This window comes from Bacillus sp. LNXM12-1 (genome assembly GCF_003004375.1).
GTDB lineage: Bacteria > Bacillota > Bacilli > Bacillales > Bacillaceae > Bacillus.
This window is the reverse complement of record NZ_PVWX01000002.1, coordinates 781,035-795,767: the sequence shown is the minus strand read 5'-3', so window position 1 is coordinate 795,767 and position 14,733 is coordinate 781,035. Positions and strand designations below refer to the sequence as shown.

Annotated in this window: 15 protein-coding genes and 1 pseudogene; 4 read left to right on the top strand and 12 right to left on the bottom strand. The window is 42.7% G+C overall.

What is annotated here, in order from left to right:
* Positions 1–13: 13 nt before the first annotated feature.
* Positions 14–1,231, bottom strand: a complete 1,218-nt coding sequence (locus C6Y07_RS11510) for an NAD(P)/FAD-dependent oxidoreductase (RefSeq protein ID WP_161937191.1) — start codon at positions 1,229–1,231, stop codon at positions 14–16.
* Between the two features lie 391 nt (positions 1,232–1,622).
* On the opposite strand from C6Y07_RS11510, the gene yumC reads away from it, so the two are divergent.
* A complete protein-coding gene (gene yumC / locus C6Y07_RS11505; RefSeq protein WP_106156697.1) occupies positions 1,623–2,621 on the top strand; it encodes a ferredoxin--NADP reductase 2 in 999 nt (332 codons plus the stop codon).
* A 46-nt stretch (positions 2,622–2,667) separates the two neighbouring features.
* Here yumC and C6Y07_RS11500 read toward each other — a convergent pair whose 3' ends face one another.
* Positions 2,668–2,874, bottom strand: a complete 207-nt coding sequence (locus C6Y07_RS11500) for a hypothetical protein (protein WP_012011136.1) — start codon at positions 2,872–2,874, stop codon at positions 2,668–2,670.
* 188 nt (positions 2,875–3,062) lie between these two features.
* Between C6Y07_RS11500 and C6Y07_RS11495 the strand changes: the two genes are divergently transcribed.
* Positions 3,063–3,479 (top strand): hypothetical protein, encoded by a 417-nt coding sequence (locus C6Y07_RS11495; RefSeq protein ID WP_106156696.1) that lies wholly within the window; start codon positions 3,063–3,065, stop codon positions 3,477–3,479.
* 123 nt (positions 3,480–3,602) lie between these two features.
* On the opposite strand, the gene erpA is transcribed toward C6Y07_RS11495, so the two are convergent.
* The 3 genes from erpA to C6Y07_RS11480 form a co-directional block, all read right to left on the bottom strand.
* Positions 3,603–3,965 (bottom strand): iron-sulfur cluster insertion protein ErpA, encoded by a 363-nt coding sequence (gene erpA / locus C6Y07_RS11490; protein ID WP_012011138.1) that lies wholly within the window; start codon positions 3,963–3,965, stop codon positions 3,603–3,605.
* A 73-nt stretch (positions 3,966–4,038) separates the two neighbouring features.
* Entirely contained in the window at positions 4,039–4,893 is an 855-nt protein-coding gene (gene dapF, locus C6Y07_RS11485) for a diaminopimelate epimerase (RefSeq protein WP_060597233.1), read from the bottom strand.
* 270 nt (positions 4,894–5,163) lie between these two features.
* Positions 5,164–5,400, bottom strand: coding sequence for a YuzB family protein (locus tag C6Y07_RS11480; RefSeq protein ID WP_003213414.1), 237 nt, complete (start codon positions 5,398–5,400; stop codon positions 5,164–5,166).
* 255 nt (positions 5,401–5,655) lie between these two features.
* Here C6Y07_RS11480 and C6Y07_RS11475 point away from each other — a divergent pair, with 255 nt between their 5' ends.
* The gene (locus tag C6Y07_RS11475) at positions 5,656–6,723 is read left to right on the top strand and encodes an NAD(P)/FAD-dependent oxidoreductase (protein WP_060597234.1); all 1,068 of its coding nucleotides are present in this window, start codon (positions 5,656–5,658) and stop codon (positions 6,721–6,723) included.
* A 51-nt stretch (positions 6,724–6,774) separates the two neighbouring features.
* Here the strand turns inward: C6Y07_RS11475 and C6Y07_RS11470 are convergent, their stop codons facing one another.
* Both C6Y07_RS11470 and C6Y07_RS11465 read right to left on the bottom strand, forming a co-directional pair.
* Positions 6,775–7,005: a hypothetical protein gene (locus tag C6Y07_RS11470; RefSeq protein WP_058013767.1), complete on the bottom strand. Its 231-nt coding sequence runs from the start codon at positions 7,003–7,005 to the stop codon at positions 6,775–6,777.
* Positions 7,006–7,104: 99 nt separating this feature from the next.
* Positions 7,105–7,434, bottom strand: a complete 330-nt coding sequence (locus C6Y07_RS11465) for a YuzD family protein (RefSeq protein ID WP_003212989.1) — start codon at positions 7,432–7,434, stop codon at positions 7,105–7,107.
* Positions 7,435–7,555: 121 nt separating this feature from the next.
* On the opposite strand from C6Y07_RS11465, the pseudogene C6Y07_RS11460 reads away from it, so the two are divergent.
* Positions 7,556–7,855 (top strand): annotated as a pseudogene (locus tag C6Y07_RS11460) (NifU family protein).
* Between the two features lie 49 nt (positions 7,856–7,904).
* On the opposite strand, the gene C6Y07_RS11455 reads toward C6Y07_RS11460, so the two are convergent.
* The 5 genes from C6Y07_RS11455 to C6Y07_RS11430 all read right to left on the bottom strand — a co-directional run bounded on the left by C6Y07_RS11455 (position 7,905) and on the right by C6Y07_RS11430 (position 14,663).
* Positions 7,905–9,875, bottom strand: a complete 1,971-nt coding sequence (locus tag C6Y07_RS11455) for an alpha/beta hydrolase family protein (protein WP_066030451.1) — start codon at positions 9,873–9,875, stop codon at positions 7,905–7,907.
* 304 nt (positions 9,876–10,179) lie between these two features.
* Complete coding sequence (thrB, locus tag C6Y07_RS11450; protein WP_066030450.1) at positions 10,180–11,112, bottom strand: homoserine kinase; 933 nt, start codon at positions 11,110–11,112, stop codon at positions 10,180–10,182.
* Positions 11,109–12,170 (bottom strand): threonine synthase, encoded by a 1,062-nt coding sequence (gene thrC / locus C6Y07_RS11445; RefSeq protein ID WP_066030449.1) that lies wholly within the window; start codon positions 12,168–12,170, stop codon positions 11,109–11,111. The genes thrB and thrC overlap by 4 nt, the downstream gene beginning before the upstream one ends.
* Positions 12,170–13,471 (bottom strand): homoserine dehydrogenase, encoded by a 1,302-nt coding sequence (locus tag C6Y07_RS11440; RefSeq protein WP_034659873.1) that lies wholly within the window; start codon positions 13,469–13,471, stop codon positions 12,170–12,172. Before C6Y07_RS11440 ends, thrC begins: the two co-directional genes overlap by 1 nt.
* A gap of 208 nt (positions 13,472–13,679) precedes the next feature.
* The gene (locus C6Y07_RS11430) at positions 13,680–14,663 is read right to left on the bottom strand and encodes a 2-hydroxyacid dehydrogenase (protein ID WP_106048239.1); all 984 of its coding nucleotides are present in this window, start codon (positions 14,661–14,663) and stop codon (positions 13,680–13,682) included.
* Positions 14,664–14,733: the final 70 nt, after the last annotated feature.

Below are 14,733 nucleotides of genomic sequence, written 5' to 3'. Positions count from 1 at the left end.
TGTCTATATCGGTTTAGAAGAACTTGAATTTTCCTTTTTTCAGAACAAGTCCTGGGCCGCCAACCATGAATAAAGAACGGTTGTCGATGATTTTCTTCATTGCAGAAGCTTTTGTTCCTTGAAGTTTTTTACCAAACGCAACACCTACAGCGTCGTGTTCACCAAGAGAAGCAACTGTTCCTTTGATGTCTGGCTTAAAGCTTTCAAGAGAACCACCTTTAACTAGTGCTGCAAGGTTTTTCGCTACTGTTTCACCTTGCTGCATCGCGATTTGTGCAGTTGGTGGGTATGGACGGTTGATTTCTTCATTGATGATCAATGAACAGTCACCGATGATGAATACATCATCATTTTCTGGTACACGAAGATCTGGAGACACTTTTACGCGGCCGCGCATGTTTTCAAATCCAGCTTCTTCAACGATTGGGTTACCGCGTACACCAGCAGCCCAAACAACAGTTTCAGCTTTGATTTCTTCTGTATCATCGTCTTTTCCAACAATGATGCCTTCAGGCGTACATTCTTTGATCGCTGTACCAATTTTGAACTCAACACCTTTACCTTGAAGGTAGTTCATTGCATAGTCGATCAATTCAGGATCGAATCCTGGAAGAGCTGTTGGTGCAGCTTCTACACAGATGATACGTACGTCTTTTTGATCAATATCATACTCTTTGCAAAGCTCAGGCACACGGTTTCCAAGCTCACCAAGGAACTCAATACCTGTGAAGCCTGCACCGCCGACAACGATTGTCAAGCGCTCTGGACGTTTTTCAGCTTCCGTATTATACGTCGCAAATTGAAGCTCAATGTGCTCACGAAGCTGACGAGCAGAGTTGATATTAGAGATTGAGAATGCATATTCTTTCAGTCCTGCAATACCAAATGTTTCAGGAACAGCACCAAGTGCAACAACAAGGTAGTCGTAAGAAAGTTCGCCATCTGATGTCACAACTTTCTTTGCTTCCTTATTAATGCTTTCAACTGTTGCTTGTACAAAGTTGACACGGGAACTGTTAATCACATCTTTGATTTGATAACGACAGCGGTCATGATGAAGTGTACCTGCACTTGCTTCATGTAACCATGTTGTTTCGTAATGATAATTATGCTTGTTCACAAGAGTAATGTCCGCATCATTTGTGCCAAGCTGTTTTGTTAATCTTGTTACAGTCATTAATCCGCCATAACCTGCACCTAATACAACGATTTTCGGTTTATTCACTGGAATCACATCCACCTTTTTTAAATTTGCTGTAAAACGGATAAAGAATTACATATTGCTATTCTCAACCGCTTTCCGGCATTTTATGAAATTTAAACAAAAAAATAAGTATGTGAAAATCTGAACTTTCACCTACATAAAACGAAAGCATTTGACCGTATCCGACAAAAATTCATAAAAAATTAATATTTAGTTCCCTTAACAATAATAGCGAGTTCTGCTCCTTTTTTCAAGGCTTTAAACTGAAAATCCTTATGATAAACGGTCTTTCTCGCTTTTTCCTCTTTTTCAAAGCTTCGGCATCAAAAAACGACAAGTTTTTCAAAACAAGTCAAACGACGATATGTGGTATGATATGATATAGTGATAACAATTTTCATTTGGGAGGATTAAAGGAATGCAAGAAGATTCTAAGGTATATGACATTACCGTTATCGGGGGCGGCCCAGTAGGAATGTTTACTGCGTTTTACGGTGGCATGAGACAGGCAAGTGTGAAAATCATTGAAAGCCTTCCTCAGCTCGGCGGTCAATTATCCGCTCTTTACCCTGAAAAATACATTTATGATGTGGCTGGTTTTCCAAAAATCCGCGCACAAGAATTAGTTGATAACTTAAAGGAACAAATGGATAAATTTGATCAAACCATTTGCTTAGAGCAAGCAGTTGAAACGGTTGAAAAGCAGGCAGATGGCATTTTTAAACTTGTGACAAATCAAGAGATTCATTATTCTAAAACGATCATCATCACAGCTGGTAACGGTGCATTCCAACCGAGAAAGCTTGAGCTAGGTGCAGCAGAATCATTTGAAGGAAGCAACCTGCATTACTTCATTAATGATTTGAACCAATTTGCCGGCAGACGTGTGGCCGTTCTTGGCGGCGGAGACTCTGCAGTGGACTGGGCTCTGATGCTTGAACCTATCGCAAAAGAAGTATCCATTATTCACCGCCGTGATAAATTCCGCGCCCATGAGCACAGTGTAGAAAACCTGCACAATTCGAAAGTCAATGTAGTGACGCCATTTGTCCCAACTGAGCTCATTGGTGAAGACCGCATTGAACAGATTGTGCTCGAAGAAGTCAAAGGCGACAAAAAACAAGTGCTTGATGTGGACGACGTGATCGTCAACTTTGGTTTTGTTTCCTCCCTTGGTCCAATTAAGCAATGGGGTCTTGAAATCGAAAAGAACTCGATCGTCGTGAAATCCACAATGGAAACAAACATTGAAGGCTTCTATGCGGCAGGAGACATCTGCACGTATGAAGGAAAGGTCAAATTGATTGCCAGCGGATTTGGTGAAGCACCAACGGCTGTCAACAATGCGAAAGCCTACATGGACCCGAAAGCCCGTGTACAGCCTCTTCATTCCACAAGCTTATTTGAAAACAAATAAAAGCGGATCAAAAAAGGAGTTCCCACTAGCGGAACTCCTTTTTCGTTTATTTAAAAACCCCAATATAGGCATTCGCCATTCCAAGTACCATTGCAGCAAGCAGCACCACAACAATCCCTGCCACAACCAAAATCACCCGATCCTTCACACGTTCCTTTTTCGGAAGCGGCTTCTCAATCCCGCAAGCTGGACACGTTTTGGAACGATACGGAATCAGTTCATGACAGTTCCTGCAATTGATTTGTTCACTCAAACCTCAGCAACCTCTTTTCTCTACCTACAGTTTATGTTTGGTTATCATGATACTCTTTTTGGGTGGAAATAGCCAGTTGTGAGGGCAAGCTGTAACAAAATTGAGCGATTTATAAATTGTTGAAGAGATTTGATCTGTTCAACCGATATAGGAAATGAAGAAGTTCATAATGAAGGATAGGTGGAAAGATGTTAAAGCGTTTCATAATCAGTTTGAGCTTATTACTGATGATTGGTGGCTCAGTTGAACTGTTTACAAAAGACTATAACAAACATTATGCGCAGTTCGCAGCAGGATTGAATATTAATGTTGATCAACTAGGACCTTTTTTAAAGCGTGTGTCCACTTCAATTTTAGATTCTGGTTTGAGTGATCAAGAAATCAAACAGATACTCTCCAAAGTTCAAAAAATGAATAAAAACAATGAAACGAAAAAAATGGGCACTTATGAAGTGATGTACCATGAAAAACTCGCAAATATTAAAATTGTGATTGAAGTCCATGTGGAAGATGGCAATAAAGAAGTGGTGATCTATATGTTTAGCACCCAAGAGTTGGTGGATGTCCTGGATAAAGAACTGTTGAAAATAGAAGAAGCAATATGAGAAAGAGACACTGAATGAGTGTCTTTTTTTATGGTTCATTTTCCTCATCAAAAAAGCCTCCTCGATCGTGTTGTTTATAAAAACAAACGAACAAGAAGGCTTATCTTAATCCATGATCAGTTGTTAACACTCTTCCGGCGTACCGGTATTCGTCGCTGTTCGGAAAGAAGAACCGCATCCGCATGAAGCAATCGCATTCGGATTGTCGATGGTGAAACCGCCGCCCATTAGTGATTGTTTGAAATCAATGATGGTGCCGTTCATGATATCAAGGCTTTCGGAGTCGACAAGGACCTGGATGCCTTGCTGTTCGAACTGCGTGTCTTTCTCTGAAACTTCATGGTCAAAGCCCATGCCGTATGAAAGACCACTGCATCCGCCGCCTTTTACGCCCACTCGTAGGAACGCATTTTCTTCTTCATGTTCTTTCATCATATCTTTAATCTGCAGTGCAGCAGCTTCTGTAATGGTTACTGGTGTACTCATGATCATCCCTCCTTTTGACTGGATGTTTCTTTTCAATTATAAACGTGATGGTGCCTTTTCTCAAATAAATGGTTTACAGATAAAATGTGCCGTCACAAATCGTTTCAGCAGGCCCTGTCATGAGCACATGGTCGTTGTCTTTCCAGCGAATGATGAGATCTCCGCCTGCTAAGTGAACCGTCATGTCCGTTTCTTTTTTCGCCTGTCCATTCACAATCGTGGATACAGCCGCAGCGCAAGCTCCCGTTCCGCAGGCTTGAGTAATGCCAGACCCTCTTTCCCACACACGAAAATGCAGTTCTGTTTCACTGACCACTTCTACAAATTCTACATTGACGCCTTCTGGGAACATGTCGTGTTTTTCGATGATTGGCCCAATTGTATCAAGCGGTGCCTTTTCAATGTCCTCTAAATAAAAAACGATGTGCGGATTTCCCATTGAAACAGCCGTTCCATTTAAAGTCACAGTGCCAAAATCAAGTGCTTCATGAATCGTTGTGCTGGCCGGTTCACCAAGCATCGGCATCGCTTTTTTTTCAAAACGAGGTTTCCCCATATCTACTGTCACTAAATGAACGTGACCATCCTGCACGTGAACGGTAGCTTCAACGAGTCCTGACAATGTCTCAATCTGGAACGTTGTGTCTGTTACGATTTGATGCTCATACACATATTTTGCGACGCAGCGCAGACCGTTGCCGCAGTTTTTACCCTCTGATCCATCATTGTTGAAAATGCGCATTTTCACAGGAGCAACATCTGATGGGCAAATAAGGATCATTCCGTCTGAACCGATTCCTGTATAAACAGAAGAAACGCGGATCGCTATCTCTGATAGCTGCTCTTCTGGAAGCTGTTCCTTCATCTGATTGACGTATATATAATTATTTCCTAATCCGTGCATTTTCGTGAATTGAAATGATGTCATGAGCTTCCTCCAAAAATGTTGTTTCTTTATAGTATAAAAGGAGTCGATTCAGGAGACAATCTTATCATCCCCCGTTTTTCATACATAGAAGCTCTTTGCTGCCATGGCAAAGGGCTTTTATTATGCATATGCCTCTTTTTTTCTCGTGTGATGCTTCATTTTGATGATATTTTATTAGCATAACATATTGGATGCGCTTTCTATGCATTCTCCTTAAAAATGGAAGATTGAAGTAAGAAAAAAATGCACCTCATGACCCATGTGGTGCATTTAAAACATCTCATTTTCCTCTATAAAAGCATAAATACGCTCGACTAGCTGCTCTGCATTTTCTCCTGAAACAAATTCTCCATTCACAAGTGCAAATGGGGAGTCCATACATTTGCCGCAATAGCTTAAACAGCCGTATTCCATAACGTCTAGGTTTGGGTCTTTATCAAGCTTCTCTTTTGCTTCTTGAGACCCTTGTGCAAGATTACTTACACAAAATTCGATCAGTGGGAACACTTTGCTTCACCTCACATTGCTTTACCATCCTACCGAAATTCCTTCTATTAGTCAAAACATGAGCTTCATCTGTATCGTTACGCCTATTCCTCGTAAAATGTTTTACTATTTAGGACTAACTAATGAATATGTAGGTTATTTTGAAACAATTATTGTGGTTTCACAGTAAATTCGATATAATTTTATTTGGTATTTTAACTTAAAGTTTTTTAGTATAAGTGTTTTTCAATGTCTACGGGGAAAAGGAGAATCGTCATGAAAAATTTAGTCTTGATCGGCGGAGGTTACGGGAATATGCGGGTTCTCCACCGCTTATTGCCAAATCAATTACCTGATGATGTTACTATCACATTAGTTGATCGAAATCCTTACCACTGTTTAAAAACAGAATATTATGCACTCGCTGCTGGAACAATCTCTGATCATCACATCCGAGTATCTTTTCCAGAGCATCCGAAGCTGGATATTCAATATGGGGAAGTAGAAAAAATTGATATTGAAAACAAACAGATCTTATTCAGCGACCGTGAACCCATTCCTTATGACGACACGGTGATTGGACTCGGCTGTGAGGACAAGTATCATAATGTCCCTGGTGCGAAAGAACATACATACAGTATTCAAACCATTGATCAGTCAAGACATACGTATAACAAATTAAACAATTTGGGTGCAGGTGCAACGGTTGGTATCGTCGGTGCTGGACTTAGCGGGGTAGAGCTAGCCAGTGAATTAAGAGAAAGCCGTGCTGATTTAAACATTATTCTTTTTGACCGCGGAGAGCTGATTCTATCAAGCTTCCCAAAAAGATTAAGTTTATATGTGCAAAAGTGGTTTGAAGAAAATGACGTAAAGATCATTAACTGTGCCAATATTACGAAGGTTGAAGAAGGTGTTGTTTACAACCATGATGACGCCATTGAAGCAGAGGTCATCGTATGGACAGCAGGCATTCAGCCAAGCAAAGTGGTACGGGAGATGGATGTTGAAAAAGACGCACAAGGCCGCGTCGTATTAACACCTCATCACAATCTCCCTGGAAATGAGCATGTCTATGTCGTGGGTGATTGCGCAAGCTTGCCGCATGCCCCAAGTGCACAGCTTGCCGAGGCGCAGGCAGAACAAATTGTCCAATCTCTGCAAAAACGCTGGAAAAACGAGCCGCTTCCTGAGGCTTATCCTCAGTTTAAGCTAAAAGGTGTCTTAGGATCTTTAGGGAAAAAAGCCGGCTTTGGCTTAGTAGCAGATCGTCCACTTATTGGCCGTGTACCAAGACTTCTAAAATCCGGACTCCTTTGGATGTACAAGCATCACAATGGCTAACATCATGTGAATTTTTTCTCAAAGCTCCTTCATGACGAGGGAGCTTTTTTTCTATGAAACGGCATGTGCCGATGAACGGGTCAATTTAATCGGAGCAAGGGCAAGGATGCAGTCTTTACGAAAGGTTCTCATCGTTTTCTTCGATAAACAATACGCTTGGATGAGCTGGTCTGTTTGACGGTGGACAATGATTTTACGCTTCGTGCACTCTCCGTTTTTCTTCATATAAATCATCTCAATTGGTATTTGCTGATGAAGAGATTGTTTCAGTAAATAATTCATGATGCTCACGCTCCTTTCATTTGATTATAATCGAACAAACGTTCTTTTTCAACCCAAAAGGAACGTTTGTTCTGTTTGTTTTCTCAAAAAAAGAACAGTTTATTCACTGCTCTCCGTGTAACCGTATTTCTCCATTTCTTGATAAATGTCTTTTAATTTTGGATTGCCCTCTCCAACAATTTGATCCTCCACTAAGACAAGCGGATAAAAGAATTCATCATCAAGAATTCGTTCAGACAATTCTTTTTGGTGTTCGTTTTCTGGCGGGTGCTCAATATCAATATATGTGATACGAAACGGCTGATTCGGATATTTTCGTTTTAACGCTGCATCTAACCACTCAAATGTGTCTTTTGAAGAAGGCAGATTCACGCAGCTAGCGCACAGTACATCTCTTCCATATACATAAAGATCAACGGTTTGATTCATTTGGCAAGCCCCCTATTCTTTCTTTATTTTAGCTGAATTTTCTGTATGAAAAAAGTCAAAATCACTTTTTGTTTCAAGATGAGATTGTGCTATAATGAGAAGGAAACTTTGAAACCAATCAATAGATTTTTATCGTCCAGATGAATATAATGGTGATATGTTGTGAAAGGAGCGATTATATCTAATGACTGAAGTCGAAATGAAAGACCAAGTACAGGAAGTACTGGACAAACTTCGTCCATTTCTATTACGTGATGGTGGAGACTGTGAGCTTGTAGACATTGAAGATGGCATTGTGAAATTACGTCTTCTTGGTGCATGCGGCAGCTGCCCAAGTTCAACCATTACATTGAAAGCCGGTATTGAGCGCGCATTATTAGAAGAAGTGCCTGGCGTTGTAGAAGTTGAACAGGTTTTCTAATTCATATATGACATGAAAACGACCCGAATTCGGGTCGTTTTTTTCATTATTAACTTAACTTCTCTCTAAACCAGTCCTTCATAAAGGTCAGTCTTTGAATACGCTGCCCCGGATGGCCACTTCTGGATAAATCATGAGATGCCTTCGGGAATTTGACGAGCCTTGTGTCTTTCCCAAGCTCCTTCAGTGCTACAAAAAGTTGTTCTGCTTGATCAACTGGGCAGCGATAGTCTTCATCGCTGTGCAAGATGAGAAGCGGCGTCTTCACCTGCTTCACATACTTTAGCGGCGAACGATCCCATAGCTTATCGGCCGAATCATAAATATCCCCATCAATCTGCCATCTTGTGAAGTAATAACCGATGTCACTAATGCCATAAAAGCTAATCCAGTTTGAAATGGACCGCTGTGTGACGGCTGCGCGAAAGCGGTCGGTTTGCCCGACAATCCAGTTTGTCATAAAACCTCCATAGCTACCGCCTGTTACTCCGAGCCTCGTTTCATCAAGTAAATCATAGGCTTTGAGCACATGATCAACAGCCTGCATGACATCCTTATAATCAACGCCACCATAGCTTCCTCTCACACGGTCGCTAAACATCTGTCCGTATCCATGACTGCCATGAGGATTGATATATACGATGGCATAGCCTTCAGCAGCGAGCATTTGAAATTCATGAAAATACGTATAACCATACATCGCATGCGGTCCACCATGAATCTCTAAAATGAGAGGATATTTCTTCCCGTCTTCCATTTGGGAAGGCTTCATAAACCAGCCATGCACCTCATCACCTTCTTTTGACTGAAACGAAAATGGCTCTGGTACCGATAGGACATGCTCCTTAAGAAAGGTGTCATGCTCGAACGTGATTTGCTTTAGATCCGCCTCCCCTAATGTCAGCTCATACAGCTCACTTGGTGAAACGTGCGTAAGCCGGCTGAGCAGCAATTTGGATTCATCTGGATGAAGGCTGAAGTTTGTAATATGTTCTGCCTCTAATCGAACTGGATAGGCTAAGCCTTCAACGGAGAAATAATAAATCCCTGTACTGCCTTGATCAGAAACAAGCGCATAAAACCCCTGGCTATCCTTTGTCCACTGCGGAAGCTGATTGGCTTCGCCCATGACGCTATCTCCTGCCATACAGTTGCCCACATACATATCGAGCATTTCTGACAGCTGAACTACTTTTTCTTCCTTCAGATCATACAGCCATAATGCTGGGAAGGTAGCATTTTGAAATTCGCGCTCATGTCCGATATACACGAGGCTCTCTCCATTTGGAGAAAAAGACACGGTGGAATAAGCGCCAGCTGATTGTGTGATTTTCTTTGTCGTACTGTCCTCTAATGACAGGAGGCACACGTCACTTATGTAAGGTATCTGAGGATTTGATTGAATATAGGCAAGCCATTTCCCGCACGGAGAGACCGTGTGACTCACATGATGATGCTGCCCGCTCGTGACAGCCTCTACCTCTCCTGAGTGGGTATCCACTTGAATGATCTGCGTGAAACGCCCATCTAAATAACCTCTGCCATCTGCTTTATAGGTCAAATCATCATATACCGCAGGAGCGAAATCATCTCGCTCTTCCTTTTTTTCATCATGAACAGATTCTGATTGTTTCAGTGACACAGCCGCATAAATGAAAGCTCCATCTGGTGAAAAGACAGGATGAGATACCCCGTATGGAATCGCCGTTAAGGTGCGCACACCGCCTCCCTGACTCTGAATCAGTGCCAGCTGAGGAACTTCCTTTGGCTTTTGCAAAATAAAAGCAAGCTGCCTGCTGTCTTTTGACCACACTGGCTGATGATGCTTTCCATCCTCAAATGTCCATTGTGACAGCTCCTCTGTCTCTTCATCTCGAACCCATAAATGGATGTTGTAATCATCTTTTTTCTCATTCACCGTGACTTTTGTAAAAACCGCCTTTTTTCCATCTGGTGAATAAACCGGATGAGAAACAGAAACAATCTTCGTTAAATCTTCTGCCGTCATCAATTTCTTCATGAATGTATCTCCCCCTTTTACGCATAAAAAATAGTTCGATCCTCTAAATAATAATCCCTGCTTCTTCCTATAAAAACAAGGATAAAAAAAGAACGTGCAGATTTACAGCACGTTCTCAGATTATTGAAAAAGGGCTAAAATGATCTTTATTTTAGCTCTTTTTCTTCTTTTCAGCGTGATAGAAAACCTTTGCAGTCTAGGAAGGACGAGTACTGGCACGGAGCGAATTTGACATTCGTGAGCACCAGCACGCAGGACTGACACCGAATGCGAGGGTTTGTCTACACGCTGGTAACGTGCATTTTTACAGCACGTTCTTTACTTGATTGACAGGATCATGCTCCACGACAACACCTTCTACCGGTACCGTCAGCAAATCTACTTCGCAATGCGGGAAGTTTTGGGCAAGCTGTTCTAACAGCGCTTCTCCCTTCCCTTTTTCAACTAAGGTTAAGATCGTCGGTCCAGCACCGCTTAATGCCGTTCCATACGCTCCTTTTAGCGAAGCGACATGCTCTACCTTCGACAGCTCTGGGACGAGCATTGTGCGGTAAGGCTGATGAAATAAATCCTTATTCATCATTTCTCCAACAAGCGGCCAGTTTTGCGTCATTAATGCCGCTACAAGCACGTTGCTCACAGCACTCGCACTGACAGCATGTTTATAGGAAAGATCCTCTGGCAGGACATCACGGGCATCCTTTGTCAGCACTTCATAAAAAGGAATCACGACGACAACATCTATATCCACATGCTGCACTTTGACGGCATGTGTCTGGTCTTCTTCATGAAGACCAATCAGTAAACCGCCGAATAAAGAAGCACCCGCATTATCTGGATGACCTTCTACCTCACTTGCAAAAAAGAGCTTTTGATCATCTGTCATATTTAATTCGAGAAGCTGATTGGCCAGCTCAATGGCTGCCACAATTGCAGCAGCACTGCTTCCCAGCCCCCGTGCCAATGGAATATCACTCCACACTTTGACATAAACAGGCGGGAGTGTTTTTCCAAAGTGATCTGCGACCTTTTTGGCTGTTTGATAAATTAGGTTGTCGGTGCCTGATGGAATCCCGGACACGACATCTGTTTCTGCTTCAAACAGCCAGCTATCATGGTCATAGACCGATAGCTTTAAATAGCGGCTGAGCGCCATTCCAACTGAATCAAAGCCTGGTCCTAAATTGGCAGTGCTTCCCGGTACTGTGATTGTAAAAAGCATGGAGGCTTTACTCATACGCGCGCGGCCTTTTCTAAGTGTTCAAGAATTTGATCTTCATCTGCATCGAGTGTGACCGGCTTGATTTGTGAAATATCAATTGCCGTATTCGGATCTTTCAATCCGTTGCCTGTTAATACCGCAACAACTTTACTGCCTGGCTTGATTTCTCCGGATTTCACCTGCTTTAGCACACCTGCGATAGACGCACAAGAGCCCGGTTCTGCAAACACGCCTTCTTCACGTGCAATCAATTGATATGCATGAAGAATTTCCTCGTCAGTCACTTCATCAATCTTTCCGTTTGATTCATCTGCGGCTGCCACAGCTTGCTTCCAGCTCGCTGGATTTCCGATACGGATGGCAGTTGCCACTGTTTCTGGCTGTTCAATCACTTCATTTCGTACGATTGCTGCTGCACCTTCTGCTTCAAAGCCGCGCATGACTGGCAGTCCAGTTCCTTTTTTCTCATGGTATTCCTTGAAGCCTTTCCAGTAGGCGGTGATGTTCCCTGCATTTCCAACAGGAATCGCCAGTACGTCCGGGGCCGAGCCTAGCTGCTCACAGATTTCAAATGCCGCAGTTTTTTGTCCTTCAATTCGGTACGGATTGACAGAGTTAACAAGAGCAATCGGCGCTTTTTCACAGATGCTGCGGACGATTTTCAGCGCATCATCAAAGTTGCCGTCAATCGCAATGATCTCTGCTCCGTACATCACAGCCTGTGCAAGCTTCCCGAAGGCAATTTTCCCGTCTGGAATGATGACGATACATTTCATATCAGCACGGGCTGCATAAGCCGCTGCCGCCGCAGAGGTATTCCCTGTCGAAGCACACATGATCGTATCATTGCCTTCTTCTTTTGCCTTTGCAACAGCCATGACCATTCCACGATCCTTGAAAGAGCCTGTTGGATTGACGCCTTCTGTTTTCACATGAAGCTCAACCCCCAGCTTTTCCGAAAGTTTGGCAAGGTGGATCAGCGGTGTATTCCCTTCATTTAATGTTAGTTTTGGTGTTGATTCGTTTACTGGTAAGAATTCTTGGAATTCCTCAATAAGTCCATTCCACTTCATCAGCTTAAACCGTTCCCTTCTACTCGGTACGTGCTCTTCACTTGAACCACCACGTCGAGATCGTTTAATTTTTGCAGGATATTTGAGAAATCTTCTTCTGAGGTCCGGTGTGTAATAATCACAATTTCAGCCAGCTCATCATGCCCTTTCACAGGAAGCTGAAGGATCTTTTCAAAGCTGATGCCTCTTTCAGAAAAAATAGATGTAATGCGGGAGAATGCCCCGACTTGATCTCTGACATGAATTCTTAAGAATTGCTGAGCAAATACTTCCGATGGCGATTTGATCTTTTTCTCAAACTGCGGTGCGATAAATCCGCTTCCGTTCACGCCAAGGCGCATGTTTTTCATCACTGCGACTAAGTCTGATACAACAGCGGTTGCCGTTGGCAGGCTTCCAGCTCCAGGTCCGTAAAACATCGTTTCCCCTACAGCACTCCCATAGACATACACCGCATTGAATTCATTGTTGACCGATGATAACGGATGGTGATCAGGGAGTAAAGTTGGCTGGACACTGACTTCTACCTTTTCTCCGTCCCGCTGGGCAATTCCGATCAGCTTCATTGTGTAGCCAAATCGTTTACTGAAATTAATGTCTTCATCAGACACGTCAGAGATGCCTCTGACCTTTACATCCTCTAATTCCACATTCATGGAAAAGCCGAGTCTTGCAAGAATCGCCATTTTCCTTGCTGCATCAAGTCCTTCTACATCAGCTGTCGGGTCTGCTTCTGCAAAGCCAAGATCCTGCGCTTCTTTTAAGACATCTTCATATGCGCTTTTATCGACGTTCATTTTCGTTAAAATAAAATTCGTTGTACCGTTCACAATCCCCATCATCTTCGTAATTCGGTCAGAGGCCAATCCTTCCTCCAGCGTACGCAGAATCGGAATTCCTCCGGCTACACTTGCTTCATAATAAAGATCACAGCCATTTTCTTTCGCAACATGTAAAAGCTCTGTTCCGTAAAGCGCCATTAAATCTTTATTGGCTGTAATGACATGCTTCTTCTCATTTAACGCATCTATTAAATATTGTTTTGTCTCTTCAATGCCGCCCATCACTTCAATAATGACGTCGACCTCTGGATCTCTAATCACATCGTATACTTCAGTTGTGAAGACCTCTCTTGCCACATCCACATCTCTCTTTTTATCGGGATTGCTCACAAGCACTTTTTGTATTAATACCGGACAGCCGATCTGGTGCATTAATTTATCCTGGTGATCTTGGATAATCTTGACGACACCGCTCCCCACTGTTCCTAATCCTAATAGTCCAACTCGAATTGCCTTCACCTGAAATTCCACCTTTCTCCGTCAATGTCCTCTCTAAAAAGACATTTGTTAACCTAACACAGACATTCAATGTACACACATTATAAAGGGGTATCCTCATTTTGACAAGGTAATAAAATAAGAGATTGTCAGAATGAAACCGCTTAACAGCTATTTATATCAAGATTCTATATTTTCAAAATATTTTTGTCAGAAAAGCTCCCGAAACTCAGGGAGCCTTATATGATGAACGAACCGGCGTTTTGGCTTGCTGACCTTGTAAGACAAGCGCAATATTTTCAGCACACAAACGCATCATTGTTTTTCTCGTTTCGACACTTGCACTTCCAATATGAGGGAGAACCGTGACGTTAGGTAATGTTGTTAACGGATGAGACGGGCTGACAGGTTCCTGTCTAAATACATCCAGACCGGCTCCGGCAATTTTTCCTGTCGTGACCGCCTCATATAAAGCATCCTCATCCACAGTCTGTCCTCTTGATACATTAATAAAATAGGCTGAGTTCTTCATCAGATCAAATGCTTTTTCATTAAACATGTCTTTTGTTTCCGGGGTTAAAGGGGTAAGACAGACGATGAAATCAGACTGCGTAAGCAGTTCCTCAAATGGCGCATAAGTCACGCCGAGCTGCGCTTCTGCCTCTGGCTTTCTTGACCGGTTATGGTACAGCACCTTCATGTCAAAGCCTGCTGCCCGCTTGGCAAGCGCTGTTCCGATGCTGCCCATGCCAACAATTCCAAGGGTTTTGTGATGAATATCAGCGCCGGCAAGAAGAAGAGGCCCCCAGCCTGTCCAATTTCCTTCCTTAATCCAATCACTCGCCTCGACAATCCGTCTGGCTGACGCCATCAGAAGGGCAAAGGCTAAATCAGCCGTGGATTCTGTTAATACATCCGGTGTATGACAAATAGTGATATTGCGCTTTTCAGCGGCCTCAAGATCAATATTGTCATAGCCAACAGCAAGGTTTGCGATCACCTTAACATTTGGAGTTTTTGATAAAAGGGCTTCATCTACTTGATCTGACAGCATGGTGAGAAGCGCATCCGCTTGAGCTGCTTGTTTTTCTAATTCTTCTCTTGGACATGGCTCATCCTCGCTCGGCCACATCTCAATATGAGCGACTTCTTTTAATGGTGTAAGTGATGCTTCATCCAGCTTTCTTGTGATATAGACATAAGGTTTCGGCAAGAAGAACACTCCTTTGATTGATTTCTTTAAGCATAACGAAAAACGCCTCAAGAGAAAAGAGACGTTTCAT